The sequence below is a fragment of the Arthrobacter sp. YC-RL1 genome (assembly GCF_001454985.1).
GTDB classification, from domain to species: domain Bacteria; phylum Actinomycetota; class Actinomycetes; order Actinomycetales; family Micrococcaceae; genus Glutamicibacter; species Glutamicibacter soli.
Genome location: NZ_CP013297.1, coordinates 1037500 through 1059942, shown reverse-complemented (window position 1 = coordinate 1059942; position 22443 = coordinate 1037500). Strand labels below are relative to the sequence as shown.

Here is a 22443-nt window from a genome sequence, read left to right as displayed (position 1 = left end):
CAGTCACATCTGGCTTGCTGCATGGATATGGCCAGCGGTAATTTCTGGCAGCCTGCTTGAGGGCCGGCGCGCATCGGGCCATCTCGAAACCCATGCGATGGCCAATCCCATCCCAGAGCCGATCAAGCGTGTTTGCAGCTCATCACCAATCGCGCTGGAGCCTCCCGCGGTCATCGCGGGAGGCTCCTATGGTGAGCCCGGCCAATGGGTGCACGAAAGGCGGGCGAGGGAATCAAGGAAAAGACATCCAGCATCCAGAGCGCCCAGGCATGGTGCGCCGGAGCCATTGCTATTGCAGCGTGGCGGTCAGACGTGCCACGTTGTCGATCCAGCGCTGCATGCGCGGACGGCGTCGCCACTGGGCCAGAGTGATCTCCGAGGAGATCTCCAGGTAGTCGTTCTGCACCTTGTTCACTGCATCGACCATTTCTTGCCCAAGCAGCATGACCGAGATTTCCATGTTCAGGCTGAACGAGCGCATGTCCATGTTGGAGGATCCGACCACCGCGACCTCGTTGTCCACGGTGAAGCACTTGGTGTGCAGCACCATCGGCGCCGGGTAGCGGTGGATCCGCACCCCGGCTTCCAGCAGCTGCTGGTAGTAGGACTGCTGCGCGTGGTGCACCAGGAACTGGTCCCCCTCCTCGCAGACGAACAGGTGCACTTCCACCCCGCGTTGGGCGGCGGTGGTGATGGCGTAGAGCAACGAGTCGTCCGGCACGAAGTAGGGGCTGGTGATCATCAGCCGTTCGGAGGCGGAATAGATTAGGGTGTTGAACAGGCGCAGGTTGTTCTCCCCGCCGAAACCGGGGCCGCTGGGCAGCAGCTGGGCCAGCGTGCTGCCGGGCCGGTCGTCGTAGGGCAGCGGGTGCCTGGCCTCGGTGATGTCCATCAGCACCTCTTGGCCGTCATCCTCCTGCCACCAGTCGGTGGCGAAGGTGACATCCAGGCTGCGCACCAGCGGGCCTTCCACGCGGAGCATCATCTCCACCCATTCGCGCCCCACCTTGTGCGCGGATTCGCGCTTGTAGCCGGGCTCGATGAGGTTCTGGCTTCCGGTGAACGCGACTTCGCCGTCGACCACCAGGATCTTGCGGTGGTTGCGCAGGTCCGGGCGGCGCCAGCGGCGGCCGATCAGGTCGATGGGCAGCATCGGGCGCCAGATGATGCCGGAGCTTTTCAGGCGCTTCTTGAAGTTGCGGTAGCCTTTCACGCGCAGCGTGCCCAGATGGTCGAAGAGCAGGCGCACATTGACCCCGCGCTGCACGGCCGCTTCCAGGGAATCCAGCACCGGATCCACGTAGTCCGGGTCGTCGCCCATGATGTAGAACTGGATGTGCACGTAGCGCTTGGCCTTGTCGATCTCCTCGCGCATGGCTTCCAGCGAGCCGCGGTAGTCGGAGAGCACCTGCACGGTGTTCCCGCCTTCCAGCGGCATGGCGCCGAGGTTGCGGTTGAGGATGACCGCCGATTCGACCCATTCCTCCGTGGAGTGGAATTCCTCGGGCAGCTGCATGTGGGCCGTGCCGCGCATGATCTCGTCGTGCGCCCGCTTCTGCTTCTCCAGCCGGCGGCGCGAGAGCCTCGGGTTGGCGAACAGCCAGTAGGCGACCAGGCCGACCACCGGGAGGAAGAAGATGGCCAGCAGCCAGGCCATGGCCGTGGTGGGACGCCGGTTTCCGGGGACGATGCCGATCATGAAGTAGCGCACCACCAGTTCGGCCGCGACAAGGATGCTCCACACGACGCCGCCGATCTGCAGCATCACTTCGTTACTCGGCCACATCGCGGCACCCCCCTCACGTCAGCGCCCGTGGGCGTCTGCGGCGTGTGCGCCGCATCCCGCAGTTAGAGAAGCGGGAAAAACATCTTTGCCTAGCCTATCGAATCCCCTGCCTCTTCTAGGAATGCAGTCCACGAAGAGCCTGCGCAGGGGCTTCGCGCGCGGACTTGGCGGGAAATTCGATAACCTTGGAGAATGAGTTCTCTTGTATTCCTCGATCCGGCCTATCCCGCCGGACGCCTTGCCGACATCAACGCGCCCCAGCTCCCGGTCACCTTGCAGGGCGTGAACCGCGGCGACGGGGTCTTCGAGTCGATGCTGTACACCCAGCAGGCAGTCCGCAAGATCGAGGCACACTTGGCTCGCCTGGCGGTCTCCGCCGAGGCCTCCGACCTGCCGGTCCCGGACGAGCGCAGCTGGCGTGCAGCGGTCGACACCGCTGTCGCCGACTTCGACGCCACCGGCGGCGCCGAGGAAGCAGTAGTCAAGCTGGTGGCCATGCGCGGCGAACTGGACCAGGACCCGGCCGTGTGCTGGGTGACCGTCACCCCCGCCCCGCGCGTGGGCATGGAGCAGCGGGAAACCGGCGTGGATGTGCTCTTCCTGGACCGCGGCTACGATTCGAAGCTCGCCGAACGCGCACCGTGGCTGCTGATGGGCGCCAAGACCCTGTCCTACGCGGTGAACATGGCGGCGCTGCGCTACGCCCGCAAGCACGGCGCCCACGAGGTCATCTTCACCTCCGCCGACGGCGTGGTGCTCGAAGCACCCACCGCCACCGTGCTGCTGGCCCAACGCGACGGAGAAACCCGCCGCCTGCTGACCCCGATGCTGGAAACCGGTATCCTGCCCGGCACCACCCAGAGCGCCATCTTCGACGCCGCGCAGCAGGACGGCTGGGAGCTGGGCTACGGCCCGCTGCGCCCGGAGGACCTGTACCAGGCCGACGGCGTGTGGCTGGTGTCCTCGGTCCGCCTGCTCACCCCGGTGCGCACCCTGGATGCCAAGCCGATCCGGATGGACGCCGAGCTGCACGAACAGCTGTCCGCCCTGGCCGATTCGATCCGCTAGCCCCGGCTACCAGATCAGGTTGTAGGTCCCGGCCCAGATGGCGGCCGCGATGGCCGCGGCGCCCAGCAGGACGCCGGCGGCCAGCACCGCACCGTCGCGCCGGGTGAAGGTGGCGGTGCGGATCCAGGTGCGCTGCCCGGTGCCGAAGCCCTTGGCCTCCATGGTGGTGGCCAGGCGCCCGGCCCGGCGGATCGCCTGCACCAGCAGCGCCAGTAGCTGGCCGAGCTTCGCACCCACGCGCTGGCGCACGGTGCCCAGGTTGCCGATGCCGCGGGCCCGCCGCGCCAGGGTCAGCGTGGTGAATTCCTCCACCATCAAGCCCAGCAGGCGCATGCCCGCCAAGGCACCGAGCACAAAACGGTGCGGCACCTTCAGCTGCTGGGACAGCGCGCCGCCCAGGTCGCTGGGGTTCGTGGTGGACAGCAGCAGCACCATCGGCACCGCCATGGCCAATGCGCGCAGCCCCGTGGCGACGCCTCCGGCCACCGAGCCCTCGGTGATGTCGAAGATCCCCAGATCCAGCAGCACCCGTCCCGAATCCTGGCCCACCAGGGCGATGCCCCAGGCCGCCATGACGCCGGCCGCCAGCAGCGGCCAGCCGCGGCGGAAGAACCCGCCGATGCCCAGCCCCGCCAGCGGCAGCATCAGCAGCGTGGCCGCGATGACCACCGCCGCCGAAACCCAGTCCACCGTGCTGATCAGCGGCAAGGTGGCCCCGGCGATCGCGCCGAACTTGGCCAGCGGATTGATCTTCGCCAGCCAGCTGTCCCCCACTGGGGCGTCCAGCATCGGCCCCGACGAGGTCCTCGCGGCGGCCACCTCGGCCGGCGCCAGCACCAGCTCGTCGGCCCCCAGCGCCGCGGCGAAATGCTCGTCATGGGTCACCGCGATGATCGCGGTGGATTCGGCGAGTTCCTCGATGAGCAGTTGCGCCAGCTCGCGCCAGGTGTTCGCGTCCTGCCCGAAGGTCGGCTCGTCAAGGATCACCACGTCCGGCGAGGCGGCCAGCACTGTGGCCACCGACAACCGGCGCTTCTCCCCTCCGGAAAGCGTGAACGGGTTGGCTTCGGCCAAGTCCTGCAGGCCAAGCCGCTCCAGCAACTCCTGCACCCGGGCCTCGACCTGCCGCGGATCGTACTTCTGCTCCTCGGCCGCGCCGTGCCTGGCGCGCAGCGGCGCGAAAGCCAGCTCCTCGCGCACGGACTGGGTGACGAACTGGTGCTCGGGTTCCTGGAACACCGAGCCGATGCGGGCGACCAGCGCTCCGGCCTTCCAGCTGAACGGCGAGGGCGGCAACCCGTCGGCCAGCTGGGGGCTGGCGGCGAACTGGCCTGACACAGGTTGCAGCAGCCCGCCCAGGGTCAGTGCCAGCGTGGACTTCCCTGCCCCGTTCTCCCCGCGGATCACCAGGGCCCTGCCGCCGGTGACCTCGAAGCTGGCCGGGGCGGTGCGCACAGCATGCTCGCCCCGCGCGCAAACCAGCTCCTCGGCGTGCAGCATCGGGGCGCCGCCGGCCCTCGGCGCCGGCGAGGTCTGCGGAACATAGCCCGGAATCCAGACCCCTGCCTGCGCCAATTCGGCGCGCACCGCCGCGTCCCCGGCCAGCGCCTCGGGGTGCAGGTCGTGGGCGATCCCCCCGCCGGGGGCCAGCACCAGCACCCGATCCACCTGCCGGGCCCACGCCTCCAGCCGGTGCTCCACCACGATCAGCGTCGCCCCGGTGGACTCCACGGCGCCGATCACTGCATCGCGCAACGGCGGGATGCTGCCCGGGTCGATATTCGCGGTCGGCTCGTCAAGCAGCATCAGCCCGGGGCGCATGGCCAGGATCCCGGCCAGGGCCAGGCGCTGCTTCTGCCCGCCGGACAGTTCCTGCGTGCGATGTTCGTAGCCCAGTGCGCCGAGCCCCACGGCGTCAAGCGCCTGCGGGATCCGCTCGCGGATCTCCTGCGGGTCGATGCCCAGGTTCTCGGCGCCGAAGGCGACGTCGTCACCCACCCGGCTCTGCACCACCTGGGTTTCCGGATCCTGCTGCATCAGGCCCACCGGGAAGCTGCGCGCGAACGCGTCCTGCCCGCCGACCAGCAGCTCGCCGGTGGGACCGGCGTCCTGGTCGACTTCGAGCACGCCGGCCAGCGCATGCAGGAAGGTGGATTTGCCGGCCCCCGAGGGGCCCAGCAGGAGCACCTTCTGACCTGCAGGGATCTGCACGTCAAGTCCGGCGATGGCCGGGCGGTCGCGCTCGGCATGCTGCCAGGTGAAGCCGCGCGCGCTGATCTCCACACCCTGCCGGGTCAGCGGGGCCGTACGCCCGTTGGCGGCGGCGCTCATTTGCGCACCGCAAGCGCCGGTTCCAGGTGCGCGCGGCGGCTGGCGAGGTTGCTCAGCGCGCCGGTGCGGGCCAGCGCCCGGGTAATCCACCAGGACAGCAGGCCGGCGACGACCAGGCCAGACACGGCGGTGGCTCCCACGTGGAACAGCTTCATGAACTCGGTGTATTCGGCCACGCTGCCCACGACGTAGGCTTCGCTGAGGCCGGCAAACAGGCCCGAGCCCAGGCCTGCAAGCAACGCCACCGGCAGGTTCCAGCGACGGTAGCGGAACAGCGCGAACACCAGCTCGGCGCCCAGGCCCTGGACCAGGCCGGAAATCAGCACCGGCATGCCCCAGTGCGTGCCCAGCAGCGCCTCGACCACGGCGGCCAGCACCTCGCAGAACAGTGCGGCGCCGGGCTTGCGGATGATCAGCGCGCCGAGCACCGCCGGGAACAGCCACAGGCCGGTAAGCAGGGCAGTGCCGGGTGGGAAGGCGGTGAAGGCCAGCGAGAACAGGCCGTAGCTCGCGGACCAGGCCCAGAAGACCACGCCGGAAGCGACGGCGATGACCGAGGCGATGACGATATCGACTACGCGCCAGGTGCTGCGCTGCGTCGTGCGGGTTGTGCTCATGAGGTGTCCTCCTTGATCAGGAGGGGGGATGAACGGAATCGGGGCGCTGTCCAGCGCCGGTCCGCATCCGAGATGCTCGACTTCCTTCGCCGGTACTAACCGGAGCAGGTTCGAGGGTCTGCGATCTATCGCACTCTCAGCGCCTTTCGCCGCGAACGGCTTGACGCTCCCCTGTCGGAATAATTACTGCCCACCCACCATACCGCAGGTAAGCTGGCAACGGAACGATAAGTCACAACGTTGAACGTGAGGTCCACATGAACGCAGTACAAAAGCTCATCGCAACCGGCATTTCCCTGGGTGCGGGCTTCCTCGGCAGCAAGCTGGTCGATCAGGTCTGGAAGGGTTTCACCGGCAACACCGCCCCGCGCAAGGGCAGCGAGGAAGCCGCCGAGGCTTCCATGCGCCAGGCGCTGGGCTTCGCCGTGTTCTCCGCCGTGGTCGCAGCGGTCATCCAAGTGCTGGCTGATCGCGGCACCACCAAGGCCATCGCCAAGTTCACCAAGTAGCACTCCAGCGCAACAGCAGCGGGGCATTGCCTGCTCAGGGAATGGCCCGCTGCTGTTGGTTGAAGTTATTTCGCGTCCGGCCCGGTCTCCTGCGGATCAATTTCCGGCACGGTCCCGGTGTGCGGGGCGGAGGTCACCTTCTCCACGACCTGGCGCAGCTCGTCGGAGTACAGGGTCTCCTTGGCCGCGTGCTTGGTGCGGTAGCCGGCGCGGCCGATCATGTGCGCAGACACCGGGGCGGTCAGCAGCTGCATCGCCCAGGCAAGGACGAGGACCGGGATGACGGTCCAGCTGCGCAGGTGGATGGCCAGTCCGGCGAAGATCAGCAGGAAGCCCAGCACCTGGGGTTTGGTGGCCGCATGCATGCGGGTGAGCATGTCGGGAAAGGTCAGCAGGCCGATGCCGGCAATCAGGGACATCAGGCAGCCCAGAATCAGCAGCACGGCGACGAGGATGTCGAGGAAAAGGTCCATTACGCGTTCCTCTGATCCGAGACATAGCGCGAGACGGTCACCGAGCCGATGAACCCGATGGTGCAGGCGGCGACCACGAACAGCACGTAGTCGGTGTGCCTGTTCAACGCCATCTCCAGGCACAGGGCCGCGGAGATGATCAGCAGCATGACATCCAGGGCCAGCACCCGGTCGAGGATTGAGGGGCCTTTCGCCACACGGACCAGGCAGGCGATGGCGCCCAGCCCGAGCAGGCTGCCGCAGATCCAGACGACAACTTCGATCATGGCTTCTCCTTTGTCCTTCTCACGCGGGGGCTGCATTCGTTCTTGATGGCTTCGTACTCGTCCTGGCTGCCGATGGCCATGATCAGGCGGCGTTCGATGTCGCGGATGTTCTCCCGCGCCTTCGCGACCTCCTGGGCCGAGTCGACGTCGATGTAGTGCAGATACAGGGTCGAGGAGCTGCGGTCCACGTCGAGCACGAAGGACCCGGGAATCAGCGTCAGCACATGGCCCACGGTCATCACGATCAGGTCCGAGTCGGTGCGCAGCGGCACCGCGATCACCGAGCTGCGCGTCTTCTTCCCGCGCACCACCGCCAGCCAGGCGACGTGGACGCTGGCGGCGACGACCTGGCCCAGGAACCATCCGAACAGCTTGACGCAGTACCAGAGGTTCAGCCGCCCGGAGAGCACCACCGGCGGCAGCGGGAACAGGTTCACGATGACCAGCGCGATGACGGCGCCAAAGATCAGGTTGCCCGGGGAGAAGTCCTGCCAGAGCGCTCCCCAGACGAAAACCAGCAGGAGCAGCAGCGGCCACTCCTGCTTGAGCGTGGCGCGGTGGCGGACGCCGGCGGTGTCCAGCGCGTCGTCGATGCGCTGGTCGCGCGGGGCCAGGTTCTTGTTCGGCATGTTGTCCCTCCGCTCAGTAACTCAGGATGGCGTTGATGTACGGTTCGTGGGCGATCAGCTGCGCCGCCACTCGCTGGCAGAACTCGAAGATCGGCCCGGCGAACACCGTCAGCGCGATGCCCGCCACCACCAGCGAGCCGGTGGCGTAGCGCATGCCCCAGGGCAGCGCCTCGGATTCGAGTTCGCGGGCCAGCTTCAGGCCCAGGTGCGGCGCCTGGGCGCCGCCGGCGGCGGTCTGGTCCGCGACCTTCGCCGCCTCGTCCACCAGGTCCGGGTTGGGGATCTCGGCGTCCGCCGCGCGGCGCCAGAACATGCGGGCCCACACGCGGATGATCGCCAGCAGGGTCAGCAGGCTGGTCAGCAGGCCGGCGGCGATGACCACCCAGGTCAACGCGTCTGCATCCTGCGCGGCCGCATGCAGCAGCCCGAACTTGCCCAGGAAGCCGGAGAACGGCGGGATGCCGCCCAAGTTGATGGCCGGGATGAAGAACAGCAGCGACAGCGCCGGGGACAGCTTGGCCAGCGATCCCAGCCGGGTCACGTTCGCGCTGCCGGCGCGGCGCTCGATCAGCCCCGCCACCATGAACAGCGAGGTCTGCACGATGATGTGGTGGCCGACGTAGTAGATGGTCGCCGCGATGGCCAGCTCGCCGCCCACGGCCACGCCGAAGATCAGGTAGCCGATGTGGCTGGTCAGCGTGAAGGACAGCATACGCTTGAAGTCGGTCTGCGCGATCGCGCCGAGGATACCGATGACCATGGTCAGCGCCGCGACCACCAGCAGCCCGGCGTTCACCGCGCCTCCCGGGAACAGCAGCGTCTCGGTGCGCACGATCGCGTACACCCCCACCTTGGTCAGCAGGCCGGCGAACACCGCGGTCACCGGGGCCGGGGCCGTCGGATAGGAGTCCGGAAGCCACAGCGACAGCGGGAAGACCGCCGCCTTGATGCCGAAGGCGATCAGCAGCAGCACATGCAGGATCAGCTGCGGTCCCTGGTCAAGCTGCGGCAGCTTCACTGCCAGGTCCGCCATGTTCACGGTGCCGGTCGCCGCGTAGGTCATCGCGATGCCCATCAGGAAGATCACCGAGGAGACCACGGAGACCACCACATAGGTGGTGCCCGCGCGGATGCGCTCGGCAGTGGCGCCCAGGGTCAGCAGCACGTAGCTGGCGGTCAGCAGGATCTCGAAGCCGACATACAGGTTGAACAGGTCAGCTGCCAGGAACGCGTTGGACACGCCGGCCAGCAGGATCAGGTAGGCCGGGTGGAACACCGACACCGGCCCGGGTTCGTCCCCGTCGGCCAGGCCCTGGCTGGTCGCGTAGAACAGCACCGCCAGCGACACCAGGGTGGAGATCAGCAGCATGAAGGCGCTGAAGCCGTCGACCATCAGCGAGATGCCCCACGGCGACTGCCAGCCGCCGATATGCACCGCGTAGCTCTCCCCGCCCCACACGGCGGCCAGCATGCCGGCTTCCAGGAGCAGGGTCACGCACAGGATGCCGATGGTGATCAGGCGCTGCAGCTTGATGCGGCGGCGGACCAGGAAGGCGGCGCCGGCGCCGAAGATCGGCAGTACCACCGCCAGCGGAGCAAGATCCAGGAAATTCACTCTTCCCCCTCGCGAATCGGTCGGCCTTCTTCGTCAACGAACTCGGTCGTGTCCTCGGCCACCGGCGAATCTTCCTCTTCGTCATAGGCGGTGGACTGCGACACCTTGATGTCTTCGGTGTCGTCGGCCAGCACGTCGGCGCTGGTCAGCGTCCAGGAGCGGTAGATCATCGCGAGCAGGAACGCGGTCACCGCGAAGGTGATCACGATCGCGGTCAGGATCAGCGCCTGCGGCAGCGGGTCGGAGTACTGATCGGCGGGCAGGTCGGGCTTGAACAGCGGCGCCGCGCCCTTGCGCCCGCCGGCCGTCAGGATCAGCAGGTTCACCCCGTTGCCCAGCAGCATGATGCCCAGCAGCACGCGGGTCAGGGTGCGTTCGAGCACCAGGTAGAACCCGGTGGCCAGCAGCACCCCGGTGATGACCAGGAAAGTGATGTTCACGCTCATCGGCCGACTCCCGTCTGCGACGCTTGGATTGGGTCATGCTGTTCGATGGGGCTGCGGCCCTCGGAGAGCAGGTCGATCTCGCTGCCCAGCGAGCGCAGCACGTCCTGCACCAGGCCGAGCACCACCAGGTACACGCCGATGTCGAAGATCGTGGAGGTCACGAACTTGTGCTCGCCGAAGACCGGAAGCCAGAACTCCCACGCGTAGGTCGTGAAGATCTCGTCCCCCGCGAACAGCGGCATGATCCCGGACAGCCCCGCCAGCGCGATGCCGCCGCCGATCAGCATGCCCGGAGCGATGCGCATGGACTCGGACAGCTCGATGCGCCCGCCGGCCAGGTAGCGGATGGTCAGCGCCAGGCCGGCGATCAGGCCGCCGGCGAACCCGCCGCCGGGGGTGTTGTGCCCGGCCAGCAGCGTGTACACGGACATGATCAGCACCGAGTGGAACATCAGGCGGGTGACCACTTCGAAGATGATCGAGCGGCGTTCGGCCACCAGGGTGTTGCCGGCCATCAGCCAGTCCTGGTTGGAGCTGGCGGCGAAGCGCCGGGCGATGCGCAGCTCGACCTCCTTCTCCGCCTGGGAGCCCATGGCCTCGGAGCCGGAGTCGATGCTGCCCGGGGCCACCTGGTGGGCGCGCACCCTTCGGCCGAAGCCGCGGCCGGCGAAGATCAGCGAGGCCACGCCGGTGGCCGCAGCGGCCAGCACGGTGATTTCCCCGAAGGTGTCCCATACGCGCATGTCCACCAGGGCCACGTTCACGACGTTTTTGCCGAAGCCCTCGTAATAGGCAAGTTCCGGCCATTCCAGGGAGATCGGCGCCTGCCCGCGGGCTGCCATCATCGCGATCGCGATGTACACGACCATGATCGACAGCGCGATCGCCAGGATCGCGCGGCCCCACTTGATGCGGGTCAGCCCAACCCACAGGCGCTTGGGCAGCGCGCGCAGCGCCAGCACGAAAGAGACCAGCACGATGGTTTCCACCAGCAGCTGGGTCAGCGCCAGGTCCGGGGCGCCCTGCAGGGCGAAGATCGCGACCATGCCGTAGCCGGTCACCGAGACCATCAGCACCGCCATGAAGCGCTTGGGCGCGGCGATCGCGATCACGCAGCCGGCGATGATGATCGCCCCGATGATCAGCTGCGCCGGATGGTCGGCAATGACCCAATTGGTCGGCCACGGGGTTTCCACCGCCAGCGCGATGCCCAGCGGCAGGACCAGCACCACTGACAGGATCACGCCCAGGTAGAAGGACAGCGAACCGCGCTGGGTACGGCCGGTGATCCAGATGGCCGCCATGTCCAGCACGTTCACCGACATGCGGTACAGCTCCTCGGCGGAGGTGACCATGCGGCGCAGCGGCGCGCCGGTATCGGTGCGCCGGCGGATCCAGTAGAAGAACAGGCCAAGCCCCACCGAGATCGCGCTCAAGCCCAGGGCCGCGTTGAACCCGGCGAAGGCCGCCAGGTGCATGTCCGGGGCCCCGCCCTGCAGCGCGGACCAGTGCTTGGAGAGCAGCTCCACCGGGTACGGGAACAGCCCGAACACCAGGGTCAGGGTGCTCAGCACCAGCAGCGGGGTCAGGAAGATCAGCGTCGGCGGCTTGCAGACCAGCGGGTCGACCTTGTACTTCTTCACGCCGAACGCGCCGAAGAAGAAGCGCAAGGAGTAGGCCATGGTCAGCGCTGCGCCCAGCACCATGCCGATCAGCGCGGACGGGCCCCACCCGGTGTCCAGGTGCAGCGCCGATTCGTAGACAGCTTCCTTGGCCACGAAGCCGAGCAGCAGCGGCAGCCCCGCCATGGAGGCCGCGGCGATGCCGGCCGCGGTGGTCAGGATCGGCATCGCATGGCGCAGCCCGGTGAGCTTGCGGATGTCGCGGGTACCGGTGTTGTGGTCGATGATGCCCACCGACAGGAACAAGGTGGCCTTGAACAGGCCGTGGGCCAGGGTCAGCGCCAGCGCCGCGAAGGCGGCGTCCGGGGTGCCCAGGCCGAAGACGGCGATGATGAAACCCAGCTGGGAGACGGTGCCGAAAGCCAGGATCAGCTTCAGGTCGTACTGCTTCAGCGCGCGGAACCCGCCGATCAGCATGGTGAGCAGGCCGATGCCGACGGTCATCGGCACCCACAGGCCGGTTTCGGCGAATCCGGGAGCCAGTCGGGCGATCAGGTAGACGCCTGCCTTGACCATCGCGGCGGCGTGCAGGTAGGCGGAGACCGGGGTGGGCGCCGCCATCGCCCCGGGAAGCCAGAAGTGGAAGGGCACCAGTGCGGACTTGGACAGCGCGCCGACGATGATCAGCGCCACTGCCACGTCGGTGTAGGTTCCCAGCGCGACCAGTTCGCCGGAGGCTGCGATGATCTCGGAGAGCTGGTAGCTGCCGGTCTGGGTGCCCAGCATCAGGATGCCGGCGAGCATCACCAGGCCGCCGAAGGTCGTAATGATCAGCGCGTTCATGGCCGAGCGGCGCGCGGTGATCAGGGCCTGGCTGAAGCCGATCAGCAGGTAGGACAGCACGCTGGTGATTTCCCAGAAGATGAACATGATGATCACGTCATCTGCGGTCACCAAACCGGTCATGGCGCCGGCGAACGCGACCATCTTGGCTGCGAAGCCGCCGATCTGCGGGTCGTCGTTCTTGAAGTAGCGCGCGCAGTAGAACAGCACCAGCGCGCCGACGCCCAGGATCAGCAGCAGGATCGTGGCGGACAGGGTGTCCATGCGGAAGTTCAGCCCGATGTTCAGCCCGGGGATCCAGTCGATGCGGATCGAGGGCGGGGCGTTCGGGGCCCCGGAGGCCAGCGACTGGTCGGAGGCCAGCACGGCGGGCAGCTTGGTGAGCAGCCAGATGAATCCCGCGGCAGGAACCGTCGCGACGACGTAGAACGCGTTGCGCTTCAGCACCCGGAAAAGCAGTGGGCACAGCAGTGCTGTGGCAAACAGTGCACTGAGAATGATGAGCACGCGTCTCCTCTGTCGACTGGAAATGGGGCAGAGTTCGACGACCAAAAATAGCCGGCACTTGTAATTTTATCAGTCTGGGCTCAGACTTCCTTCATGTCAGAGCGTTTCCATGCCGTCATCTCGGCGGTTCGGACGGCACATCTATCGCGCCCGGCCCTACGCCAGCCCTCCGCCGCTTCTCTCGAATTCATCTGCTGATTACCGCAAACGGGTACTATGCGAGCATGAGTTTCAATCAGCGAACGCAGCCGGTTCCTCCAGCAGAGAAATGGCTGACCAAGTACACCTGGGCGTGGGCCAGCTGGGACTGGGGCCAGGCCGCGATCAACGCGGTGATGATCACCTTCGTGTTCACTGTGTACCTGACCAGCGAACTTTTCGGCGACAAGGACCATGCTTCGCTCGTGCTCTCGCAGGCGCTGGCCATCGGCGGGGTACTCATCGCCCTGCTGGTACCGGTCACCGGCATGCGCGCCGACGCCGCCGGGCGCCGCAAGCTGTGGATCATGGTCAACACCATCGCGCTGGTGCTCATCTGCGCCGCCGGCTTCTTCGTCTACCCCGATCCCGGTTTCCTGTGGTTCGGCGCGCTGCTGATCGCGGCGATGTCGGTGGCCAGCGAGTTCGCCGGGGTGAACTACAACGCGGTGCTCAACCAGATCTCCACCCCCGCCACGGTCGGCAAGGTCTCGGGCTTCGGCTGGGGCATGGGCTACGTGGGCGGCATCCTGGCGCTGGCCCTGGTGCTCTTCGGCTTCGTGGATCCGATCTTCCAATGGCCCGGAGCCTCCACGGAGAACTCGCTGAACCTGCGGCTGGTCGCGGTGTTCTCCGCGCTGTGGTGCCTGGTGTTCGCGCTGCCGCTGTTCTTCATCATCCCCGAATCCCCCGCCGCGATGAGCGAGAAGATCCCGCTGCGTAGCTCCTACGCGGTGCTGTTCCGGCGCATCGCAAGCCTGTGGCGCGAGGACAAGAACCTGATCTTCTTCCTGCTCTCCTCCGCGGTGTTCCGCGACGGCCTGGCGGCGATCTTCACCTTCGGCGGCGTCATCGCCGCCGGCACCTTCGGGTTCGCATTGAGCGAGGTCATCATCTTCGCCATCGTGGGCAACGTGGTGGCTGCGGTCGGCGCGATCATCGGCGGACGGCTTGACGACGTACTCGGCCCCAAAGCCGTGATCACCGGCTCCCTGGTCGGCCTGCTGCTGGCCGGGGCCGGGGTGTTCTTCTCCCCCGCCGCCACCGGATTCTGGATCTTCGGCCTGCTGCTGTGCCTATTCGTCGGCCCGGCCCAGGCCGCCGCCCGCTCCTACCTGGCCCGGCTCATTCCCGCCGGCCGCGAGGGCGAGATGTTCGGGCTGTACGCGACCACCGGCCGCGCGGTGTCCTTCCTGGCTCCGGCGTTGTTCGGCGCCGCGATTGCGATTGCCACCCCGTTGGTGGCAGCCGGCGAGGCCCAGCGCTACGGCATTCTGGGCATCCTGGTGGTCTTGGCGGTCGGCTTGGCCCTGCTGCTTCCGATCCGCGCGCCGAAGAAGTCCTCCAACGAAGCCTCTGCTTAAGCGCCTCGTCCCGGCAGCCGTTCGGGCTGCCGGGACGAGGCGAAGCGATTCGCGAGGGTGCTAGTTCTCGATGATGGTGCGGTGGAAGTTCAGGTGGCTGCGTGAGGCCGTCGGGCCGCGCTGGCCCTGGTAGCGGTTGCCGTAGCGGCCCGAACCGTAGGGGTTCTCGGTTTCCGAGGTCAGCTTGAAGAAGCACAGCTGGCCGATCTTGGAGCCGGGCCACAGCTTGATCGGCAAGGTGGCCATGTTCGACAGCTCCAGGGTTACGTGGCCGGAGAAGCCAGGGTCGATGAAGCCGGCGGTCGAGTGGGTCAGCAGGCCCAGGCGCCCCAGGGAGCTCTTGCCCTCCAGGCGCGCGGCGATGGAGTTGCCCAGGGTGACCACTTCATAGGTGGAGCCGAGCACGAACTCTCCCGGATGCAGGATGAACGGTTCCTCGGGATCGACCTCGACCAGACGGGTCAATTCGCTCTGGTCCTGGGCCGGGTCGATGTGCGCGTACTTGTGGTTGTCGAACAGCCGGAAGAACCGGTCGATTCGAACGTCCACCGATGCGGGCTGGATCATCTCGGCATTAAACGGCTCCAAGCCGATCTCTCCGGACTCAATTTCTCTGCGAATATCACCATCTGAATACAACACGCCTTTAAATTTATCGTGTCTGCGGCGCAACGGTGAATACAGCACCCCTATATGTACGCGCGATTCGCGCTTCCGGAGGTTTCGAAGTGGGCGGATTCGCATGTGCTGTCCAGAAAATCCGGATATTCTGGGAGCGGGACACCGTGTCCCCATCGCACCACCGAGGGATTTTCATTCATGCGCTTGGCTTCCGCCCTGACCAGCTCCGTACTCGTCGGAGCGCTCGTCTTCTCCGGCACGGCCGCCGTTGCCGCGCCCGAGGATATTCCGTCCGTCGAGGCCGCGGAGCTGACTTCTGCGTCGAGCCTGCTGGCGCTGATTAACCCGAGCACCAAGCTCTCCCCCGAGGACTACACCCCGAAGGACCTGGTCACCGTATCCGGGACCTCCTTCCAGCTGCGCAAGCAGGCCGCCGACGCGGTGGAGGACTTGGTCGCAGACGCCCGCGCCGCGGGCCACAGCATCAAGGTACTCAGTGCCTTCCGCTCCTACCAGCGCCAAGCCGCCCTGTTCAACAAGTACCAGGCGCAGTACGGCACCGAGTACGCCGAGCGCATCTCGGCCCGTCCAGGAACCAGCGAGCACCAGCTGGGCTTGGCCGCCGATCTCGGCTATACCAACAGCCGCGCCGAGTTGAAGGAAGCCTTCGGGCAGACCCCGGCAGGCCAGTGGATCGCCGAGCACGCGGTCGACTACGGGCTGATCGTGCGCTATCCGGTGGGCAAGGAAGAGATCACCGGCTACAAGTACGAGCCGTGGCATGTGCGCTATATCGGCAAGGAGCAGGCCAAGGCCATGCAGGAATCCGGCGCCGCGACCTACGAGGAATACTTCGGCATGCTGCAGGACGCGTCCATGCAGGCCCAAGCCACCCCGGCGGCGAAGCCGAGTGATGAACCGGCCTCCGTGCCGTCCACGCCCGTTGAGCCAACAACCGAGAAGGAGAACCAGAAGGTCGAAGGCTCCGGCGTGCTGCGCGAGGACGACCTCATGGTGCTGCGTTTCCTGCCGCCCTACCGCGACTGGAGCTTCGGCTTCACCAAATAGCGGCTAGAAGATCGCCGCCACCGAAAGCAGCACCATCGGCGGCACCAGGGTCGAACCCAAGGCTGTGAGCCAGTGCGCGGTCTTGCCGGTGGCGTTCTGGCAGGCTCCGCTGCGCTTGCGGCGGCTCACCAGATACACGTTTACCAGGATCCAGACGATCGCTCCGATGGCCAGCGGCGGCCCGAGCACGAGGTTGGACGAGAAGTAGCCCTCCACGTTGTGAGCGAGGGACTCTGCGCCCATAGAGATCATCGGCCCTTGGCTGACGTACATGTACAGCATCCAGAAATAGATGATGCCGGGGATTCCAAGCAGGACATTGACGACAAAAAGCCGAGTCATGCGGTTGCCTCCAAGCGGTGCCCGGATGCGCTGTGCACCGCAGGCGACAGGCGATGCCTGCGTATCGGTTCCTTCAAGTCTACCCCCGGTTCCTGGACATTCCGGGGCTTTTCGCGCACCCGGCCGGTGTGCATCAGCTGTGAAGATCCGCGGTTAAACAAGCTGTCCGCCGCCGCTCCCCTGAGGGGAACGGCGACGGAGCGCAGCTGTTTGCGCCGGTCAGCGGCGCTATCCGGGACTACTTGGAGCGTACCGGGATGCCGGTGAAGGTCGGCTTCATGGTGGAGGCGAAGAAGTCGTTGCCCTTGTCATCCACGACGATGAAGGCCGGGAAGTCCTCAACCTCGATCTTCCAGATGGCTTCCATGCCGAGTTCTTCGTACTCGATGACGTCGACCTTCTTGATGCAATCAAGCGCCAGGCGGGCGGCAGGGCCGCCGATGGAGCCCAGGTAGAAGCCGCCGTGGGTGTCGCACGCATCGGTGACCTGCTGCGAGCGGTTGCCCTTGGCCAGCATCACCATGGAGCCGCCGGCTGCCTGGAACTGGTCCACGTAGGAGTCCATGCGGCCTGCGGTGGTCGGGCCGAAGGAGCCCGACGCCATGCCCTCAGGGGTCTTGGCAGGACCTGCGTAGTAGACCGGGTGGTCCTTCAGGTACTGCGGCATCTCTTCGCCGGCGTCTAGGCGTTCCTTGATCTTGGCGTGCGCGATATCGCGGGCCACGACCAGCGGGCCGGTCAGCGACAGGCGGGTCTTGACCGGGAACTTGGTCAGCTCGGCCAGGATCTCGTCCATCGGCTTGTTCAGGTCGATCTTGACCACCGAGGAGCCGCCGGTGCCGGAGACGCCCGAGGTCTCGTCGTCGTGGGCGGCGATGGCCGGGTGGGACTCGTCCGGCATGAAGCGCGCCGGATCGGTTTCCAGCTGCTCGACGAACAGGCCTTCTTCGGTAATTTTCGCCAGCATCTGGCGGTCGGCCGAGCAGGACACGGCGATGGCCACCGGCAGCGAGGCGCCGTGGCGCGGCAGGCGCACCACGCGCACGTCGTGGCAGAAGTACTTGCCGCCGAACTGCGCGCCGATGCCGAAGTGGCGGGTCAGCTCGAGGACCTTCTCTTCCAGATCGGTGTCGCGGAAGCCGCGGCCGGTCATGGCGCCCTCGGTCGGCAGCGAGTCCAGGTACTTGGCGGAACCGTACTTGGCGGTCTTCAGCGCCATTTCGGCGCTGGTGCCGCCGATGACGATGGACAGGTGGTACGGAGGGCACGCGGCGGTGCCCAGCGAGCGCAGCTTCTCATCAAGGAAGGTCAGCATGGCGTTCTCATTCAGGAGCGCCTTGGTCTCCTGGTACAGGAAGGACTTGTTGGCCGATCCGCCGCCCTTGGCCATGAACAGGAACTTGTAGCTGGTGTCCGCGCCCGGCTTGGTGTTGGCGTACAGGTCGATCTGGGCCGGGAGGTTGTTTCCAGTGGCCTTCTCTTCCCAGGTGGTGATCGGGGCCAGCTGCGAGTAGCGCAGGTTCAGGCGGGTGTAGGCGTCATAGATGCCGCGGGAGAGCGAGATCTCGTCCTGCTCCTCGGTGAGCACACGCTGGCCGCGCTTGCCCATCACGATCGCGGTGCCGGTGTCCTGGCACATCGGCAGGATGCCGCCGGCGGCGATGTTCGCGTTCTTCAGCAGGTCCAGCGCCACGAACTTGTCGTTCGGGCTGGCGTCCTCGTCGTCGAGGATGTTGCGCAGCTGCTGCAGGTGTGCCGGGCGCAGGTAGTGCGAGATGTCGTGCAGAGCGGTCTCTGCCAGAAGCTCCAGTGCTTCGGGGGCGACCTTCAGGAAGTTCTTGCCATCGGGACCGGCGACAACCTCGACGCCCTCGGTGGAAATCTTGCGATATTCGGTGGTGTCTTCGCCGATGGGCAGAAGATCCTCATAACGAAATTCAGGCATGCTCGTTCCTTGAATCTATGGTGGGTGCTCGCTATCCAGTTTAGGCCTTGTAACCGGATTTGGCTTATTCGGCGTTTGCGCCCGGGCGGTGATCGCGACATGCTTGGGGTATGAGCACCGAGAACACCTCCGCCCCGCTGGACGGACAAGATCCTAACGAGCGCCCGGATATGATCATCGAAACCCCGATGGACAAGGAACGGGCCCGGCCGAAAACCCACTTCGAAATGATGCTGCAGGCAGGGCTTAACAAACCGGAGCTTTCCGGTTCGGTGCTCAGCGCGTTCATGAGCGCGGAGGTCTTCTTCCTCTCCCGCGAGGAGGTCACCGGCGAGAACAAGAACGCCCAGCCGCTGCTGCTGACCAACCCGGCCGGCGCTCCGATGGTCGCCGTGTTCACCTCCGTCGAGCGCATCCCCTCCAGCTACATCGACCAGGCAGGCTACGGCGTGAAGGTGCAGGGCGCGACGATCGTGCGCGCGCTGCAGGGCACCGGTTTCGTAGTGAACCCCGGCGACGAGCTGAGCTTCGAGATTCCCGCGGAGGGCGTGGACATCCTCAAGGAGCAAATGCTTAAGCAGGATCCCGAAGCCTAGCAATCCACCGCAGCGGGACCTGGATTTTTCCGGAGCCTGATCGTGCGATATGCTGTTTTTCGCCCGGGCCGTCATTAGGCCGCTCGGAGCATGCGGGCGTAGCTCAATGGTAGAGCGCTAGCTTCCCAAGCTCGATACGCGGGTTCGATTCCCGTCGCCCGCTCGCACAGATTGCCGGGACACCCATGGGTGCCCCGGCAATTTTCTGTTCCACCGCGAGGAGTTTCATGACCGGAGTTCTTGAAGGCTTCTCGATCATCTGGGTGGTCATCGCCGTGGGCTACCTGGTGGGGCGCACCGGGGTGCTCGGGGAGCAGGCCCGCTACGTGCTCAACCGCGTCACGTTTTTCGTCGCCAGCCCGGCGCTGCTGTTCACCACTTTGGCCGATTCCGACCCCGTCGCCGTGCTCGGCCCGCTGCTCTGGGTGGCAGGCCTGTCCGCGGTGCTCACCGCCGTCGTCTACCATCTGGCCACCGCCCGCTGGCTCAAGCGCCCAGCCTCGGAACGGATCGTCGCGGCCATGGCCGCCTCCACGGTGAACTCCGCCAATCTGGGGCTTCCCATCGCGCTGTACGTACTCGGCGACATGTCCTACGCGGCGCCGATCATCCTGTTCCAGCTGGCCCTGTACCAGCCGGTGAACCTGGCGATGCTCGACGCCACCACCTCCAAGCACCGCACGACCCCCATGGCCATGGTCCTGGCCACCGCGAAGAACCCGATGATCATCGGCTCGCTGCTGGGCCTGGTCGTCGCGCTGACCGGTGTCCAGGTCCCGCAGATCGTGCTCGAACCGGTCAACCTGATCGCCGGCGCCTCGATCCCCGCCATGCTGCTGGCCTTCGGCATCTCGCTGGTTGGCTCCAAGCCGCTGGAGAAAGCTTCCGGCCGCCGGGCCGACGTGCTCATCGGCTCGGTCGCCAAGCTGGTGGTCCATCCGCTGCTGGCCTGGGTGCTGGCCTACTACCTGTTCGACCTGCGCGGCGAGCTGCTGGTCGCCTCGGTCATCATGGCCGGGCTTCCCACCGCGCAGAACATCTTCGTCACCGCCTCGCGCTACGAGCACGGGGTCGTGATCGCCAAGGACACCGTGCTGATGACCACCATCTGCGCCATCCCGCTGATGATGGCGCTGGCGCTGCTGCTGGGCATCTGAACCGTCGTATTTCTTTACATGACTTGGGCACGGAAAAGACCCGGCACCCGGGTCTATGATCGGGGAATAGCCCGCGGCCGCCGGCCGTTGTGTACGGTTATCCGTTCCCTAGCATCCTTGTGAGGTCATCGTGAAACGCATCGCTCCCCTGCTGGCCACCGCCGCCGCCCTTGCCCTGACGCTGAGCGCCTGCGGCGGATCCCCGGACAGCGGCGGCACCCCCGATGAAGCGGGCGCCTCCGCGCTGCAGAAGGTCAAGGACGCCGGCGTGCTGACCGTGGGCACCGAAGGCACCTATCGCCCCTTCTCCTACAATGAGGGCTCCGAGCTGACCGGCTACGACGTGGAGGTCATCAAGGCGGTCGGCGAGAAGATGGGTGTCGAGGTCAAGTTCCAGCAGACCCAGTGGGATGCGATCTTCGCCGGGCTGGACGCCGGGCGCTTCGACGTGATCGCCAACCAGGTCGCCATCAATCCCGAACGCGAAGCCAAGTACCTGTTCTCCGAGCCCTACACGGTCTCCACCGGCGTGATCGTCACCAAGAGCGACAACACGGACATCACCTCCTTCGAGTCGCTCAAGGGCAAGAAGACCGCGCAGTCGCTGACCAGCAACTACTACGAGACCGCGAAGGCCGCCGGCGCCACCGTGGAACCGGTGGAGGGCTGGGCCCAGGCGGTCACCCTGCTCAAGCAGGGCCGCGTGGATGCCACCGTCAACGACAAGCTGACCTTCCTGGACGCGCAGAAGACGCACCCGGATGACAGCATCAAGATCGCCGCCGAGGCCGAGGACAAGACCGATTCGGCCGTCGCGCTGCGCAAGGACGCCACCGACCTGCAGGAGGCCATCAACACGGCTCTGGACTCCCTGCGCGCCGACGGCGAACTGGCGAAGATCTCCGAGAAATACTTCGGCGAGGACGTCAGCAAGTAGCGACCGGCTTCCCAGTAGACTGGCTCCACACGTAGCACGCGTGGAGCCGGTTTCATTTTTCGCAAAAGGTGACCCATGGACTCGAATTGGCAGTTGTTCCTCGACTCGCTCTGGCCGCTGACCCAGGCCGCGATCACCGCCAGCATTCCGCTGGCCGTCATCAGCTTCGCCATCGGCCTGGCCGTGGCGCTGCTCATGGCGCTGATGCGGATCAGCGGCAGCAAGGTGCTCTCCTCGGTCGCCCGCGTCTACATCTCGATCATCCGCGGCACTCCCCTGCTGGTGCAGCTGTTCGTGATCTTCTACGGCATGCCCTCGATCGGGCTGACCATCGACCCGTGGCCCAGCGCCATCATCGTGTTCAGCCTGAACACCGGCGGCTACTGCGCCGAGATCCTGCGCGCCGCAATCCTCTCGGTCCCGGCCGGGCAGTGGGAGGCAGGCTACACCGTCGGCATGTCACGCACCCGCACGCTGTACCGCATCATCCTGCCCCAGGCCGCCCGCGTCGCGGTGCCGCCGCTATCCAACTCGTTCATCTCCCTGGTCAAGGACACCTCGCTGGCCTCGATCATCCTGGTCGGCGAGATGTTCCGCAAGGCCCAGGAAATCACCGCAGTGACCTTCGAATTCATGCTGCTGTACTGCACCGCGGCCGGCATCTACTGGGTCATCTGCCTGCTGCTCTCCGCCCTGCAGAATTCACTGGAAGGAAGGCTTGAAAAGCATGTCGCCAAGTAACCCTGCCGCAAGCCTGCTAACCGTCACCGGCCTGCACAAGTCCTTCGGGGCGAACCAGGTGCTCAAGGGCATCGACTTCACGGTGCACACCGGCGAGGTGGTGGCGCTGATCGGGCCCTCGGGATCCGGCAAGACCACCGCGCTACGCTGCCTGAACGGACTGGAGATCCCGGATGCCGGCACCGTCGCCTTCGCCGGCGGCCCCGAGGTCGCCTTCAGCGCGGGCTTCAAGCCGAAGCAGGCGCAGATCCTGCGCCAGCGCTCGGCCATGGTTTTCCAGGGCCACCATCTCTTCCCGCACCTGAGCGTGCTGCAGAACGTGACCGTCGGCCCGCTGGAGGTGCAGAAGCGCCCGCGCGCCGAGGTCATGGAGCAAGCCACGGCGCTGCTGGCCCGCGTCGGGCTGGCGGACAAGGCCCAGGCCTACCCGAATTCGCTCTCCGGCGGCCAGCAGCAGCGCGTGGGCATCGTGCGCGCGCTGATGCTCAAGCCCGACCTGCTGCTCTTCGACGAGCCGACCAGCGCGCTGGACCCGGAGCTGGTCGGAGAGGTGCTGGTGGTCATCAAGGAGCTCGCCCAGGAAGGCTGGTCGATGGTGCTGGTGACCCACGAGCTGGCTTTCGCCCGGGACGTCGCGGACACCGTGGTGTTCATGGACGGCGGGGTCGTGGTGGAAACCGGGCCCGCCTCCCAGGTGCTCGCCGCGCCGCAGAACCCGCGCACCCAGGCCTTCGTCCAGCGTCTGCTGCACCCTTTTTAGAG

21 protein-coding genes, 1 tRNA gene and 1 riboswitch are annotated in these 22443 nt (G+C 66.4%); of the genes, 10 read left to right on the top strand and 12 right to left on the bottom strand.

Features of this window, described 5'->3' with window-relative positions:
• Positions 1-289 precede the first annotated feature (289 nt).
• The gene (gene cls / locus ATC04_RS04910) at positions 290-1765 is read right to left on the bottom strand and encodes a cardiolipin synthase (protein ID WP_113607508.1); all 1476 of its coding nucleotides are present in this window, start codon (positions 1763-1765) and stop codon (positions 290-292) included.
• A 213-nt stretch (positions 1766-1978) separates the two neighbouring features.
• Here cls and ATC04_RS04905 point away from each other — a divergent pair, with 213 nt between their 5' ends.
• Positions 1979-2854: an aminodeoxychorismate lyase gene (locus ATC04_RS04905; RefSeq protein WP_047119879.1), complete on the top strand. Its 876-nt coding sequence runs from the start codon at positions 1979-1981 to the stop codon at positions 2852-2854.
• 6 nt (positions 2855-2860) lie between these two features.
• Here the strand turns inward: ATC04_RS04905 and ATC04_RS04900 are convergent, their stop codons facing one another.
• Together ATC04_RS04900 and ATC04_RS04895 are read right to left on the bottom strand one after the other, a co-directional pair.
• Positions 2861-5185: an ATP-binding cassette domain-containing protein gene (locus ATC04_RS04900; protein ID WP_047119880.1), complete on the bottom strand. Its 2325-nt coding sequence runs from the start codon at positions 5183-5185 to the stop codon at positions 2861-2863.
• On the bottom strand, positions 5182-5802 hold the full coding sequence (locus ATC04_RS04895) for an ECF transporter S component (RefSeq protein WP_047119881.1): 621 nt from the start codon (positions 5800-5802) through the stop codon (positions 5182-5184). Before ATC04_RS04895 ends, ATC04_RS04900 begins: the two co-directional genes overlap by 4 nt.
• 64 nt (positions 5803-5866) lie before the next feature.
• Positions 5867-5985: riboswitch (TPP riboswitch) on the bottom strand.
• A 74-nt stretch (positions 5986-6059) separates the two neighbouring features.
• Between ATC04_RS04895 and ATC04_RS04890 the strand changes: the two genes are divergently transcribed.
• Entirely contained in the window at positions 6060-6311 is a 252-nt protein-coding gene (locus ATC04_RS04890) for a DUF4235 domain-containing protein (protein ID WP_047119882.1), read from the top strand.
• Positions 6312-6376: 65 nt separating this feature from the next.
• On the opposite strand, the gene mnhG is transcribed toward ATC04_RS04890, so the two are convergent.
• From mnhG to ATC04_RS04860, 6 genes are read right to left on the bottom strand one after another with little or no spacing between them, the layout of a single operon-like run.
• On the bottom strand, positions 6377-6784 hold the full coding sequence (gene mnhG, locus ATC04_RS04885) for a monovalent cation/H(+) antiporter subunit G (protein WP_047119883.1): 408 nt from the start codon (positions 6782-6784) through the stop codon (positions 6377-6379).
• Positions 6784-7050 carry a monovalent cation/H+ antiporter complex subunit F gene (locus ATC04_RS04880; protein ID WP_047119884.1) on the bottom strand — a complete coding sequence of 89 codons (267 nt, stop codon included), beginning with the start codon at positions 7048-7050 and terminating at the stop codon, positions 6784-6786. The genes mnhG and ATC04_RS04880 overlap by 1 nt, the downstream gene beginning before the upstream one ends.
• Positions 7047-7679 (bottom strand): Na+/H+ antiporter subunit E, encoded by a 633-nt coding sequence (locus ATC04_RS04875; RefSeq protein WP_082123963.1) that lies wholly within the window; start codon positions 7677-7679, stop codon positions 7047-7049. Before ATC04_RS04875 ends, ATC04_RS04880 begins: the two co-directional genes overlap by 4 nt.
• A gap of 13 nt (positions 7680-7692) precedes the next feature.
• Entirely contained in the window at positions 7693-9294 is a 1602-nt protein-coding gene (locus tag ATC04_RS04870) for a Na+/H+ antiporter subunit D (RefSeq protein WP_047119885.1), read from the bottom strand.
• On the bottom strand, positions 9291-9740 hold the full coding sequence (locus ATC04_RS04865) for a Na(+)/H(+) antiporter subunit C (RefSeq protein WP_047119886.1): 450 nt from the start codon (positions 9738-9740) through the stop codon (positions 9291-9293). The genes ATC04_RS04870 and ATC04_RS04865 overlap by 4 nt, the downstream gene beginning before the upstream one ends.
• Positions 9737-12712, bottom strand: a complete 2976-nt coding sequence (locus tag ATC04_RS04860) for a Na+/H+ antiporter subunit A (RefSeq protein WP_047119887.1) — start codon at positions 12710-12712, stop codon at positions 9737-9739. The genes ATC04_RS04865 and ATC04_RS04860 overlap by 4 nt, the downstream gene beginning before the upstream one ends.
• Before the next feature lie 224 nt (positions 12713-12936).
• Here ATC04_RS04860 and ATC04_RS04855 point away from each other — a divergent pair, with 224 nt between their 5' ends.
• Positions 12937-14274 (top strand): MFS transporter, encoded by a 1338-nt coding sequence (locus tag ATC04_RS04855; protein ID WP_047119888.1) that lies wholly within the window; start codon positions 12937-12939, stop codon positions 14272-14274.
• 60 nt (positions 14275-14334) lie between these two features.
• Here ATC04_RS04855 and dcd read toward each other — a convergent pair whose 3' ends face one another.
• Entirely contained in the window at positions 14335-14916 is a 582-nt protein-coding gene (gene dcd / locus ATC04_RS04850) for a dCTP deaminase (protein ID WP_047119889.1), read from the bottom strand.
• Positions 14917-15093: 177 nt separating this feature from the next.
• Here dcd and ATC04_RS04845 point away from each other — a divergent pair, with 177 nt between their 5' ends.
• The gene (locus ATC04_RS04845) at positions 15094-15963 is read left to right on the top strand and encodes a M15 family metallopeptidase (RefSeq protein WP_052772463.1); all 870 of its coding nucleotides are present in this window, start codon (positions 15094-15096) and stop codon (positions 15961-15963) included.
• Positions 15964-15966: 3 nt separating this feature from the next.
• On the opposite strand, the gene ATC04_RS04840 is transcribed toward ATC04_RS04845, so the two are convergent.
• Positions 15967-16305 carry a hypothetical protein gene (locus ATC04_RS04840; protein WP_047119890.1) on the bottom strand — a complete coding sequence of 113 codons (339 nt, stop codon included), beginning with the start codon at positions 16303-16305 and terminating at the stop codon, positions 15967-15969.
• Between the two features lie 238 nt (positions 16306-16543).
• Positions 16544-18250, bottom strand: coding sequence for a fumarate hydratase (locus ATC04_RS04835; RefSeq protein ID WP_047119891.1), 1707 nt, complete (start codon positions 18248-18250; stop codon positions 16544-16546).
• 110 nt (positions 18251-18360) lie between these two features.
• Here ATC04_RS04835 and ATC04_RS04830 point away from each other — a divergent pair, with 110 nt between their 5' ends.
• The 6 genes from ATC04_RS04830 (at position 18361) to ATC04_RS04805 (ending at position 22441) form a co-directional block, all read left to right on the top strand.
• Positions 18361-18846, top strand: a complete 486-nt coding sequence (locus ATC04_RS04830; RefSeq protein WP_047119892.1) for an SseB family protein — start codon at positions 18361-18363, stop codon at positions 18844-18846.
• Between the two features lie 92 nt (positions 18847-18938).
• Positions 18939-19009 (top strand) — tRNA-Gly (locus ATC04_RS04825).
• A 64-nt stretch (positions 19010-19073) separates the two neighbouring features.
• Positions 19074-20003 carry an AEC family transporter gene (locus ATC04_RS04820; RefSeq protein WP_047119893.1) on the top strand — a complete coding sequence of 310 codons (930 nt, stop codon included), beginning with the start codon at positions 19074-19076 and terminating at the stop codon, positions 20001-20003.
• A 130-nt stretch (positions 20004-20133) separates the two neighbouring features.
• On the top strand, positions 20134-20940 hold the full coding sequence (locus ATC04_RS04815) for an amino acid ABC transporter substrate-binding protein (protein ID WP_047119894.1): 807 nt from the start codon (positions 20134-20136) through the stop codon (positions 20938-20940).
• Between the two features lie 75 nt (positions 20941-21015).
• Positions 21016-21681: an ABC transporter permease subunit gene (locus ATC04_RS04810; protein WP_047119895.1), complete on the top strand. Its 666-nt coding sequence runs from the start codon at positions 21016-21018 to the stop codon at positions 21679-21681.
• A complete protein-coding gene (locus ATC04_RS04805; RefSeq protein ID WP_047119896.1) occupies positions 21668-22441 on the top strand; it encodes an amino acid ABC transporter ATP-binding protein in 774 nt (257 codons plus the stop codon). Before ATC04_RS04810 ends, ATC04_RS04805 begins: the two co-directional genes overlap by 14 nt.
• Positions 22442-22443: the final 2 nt, after the last annotated feature.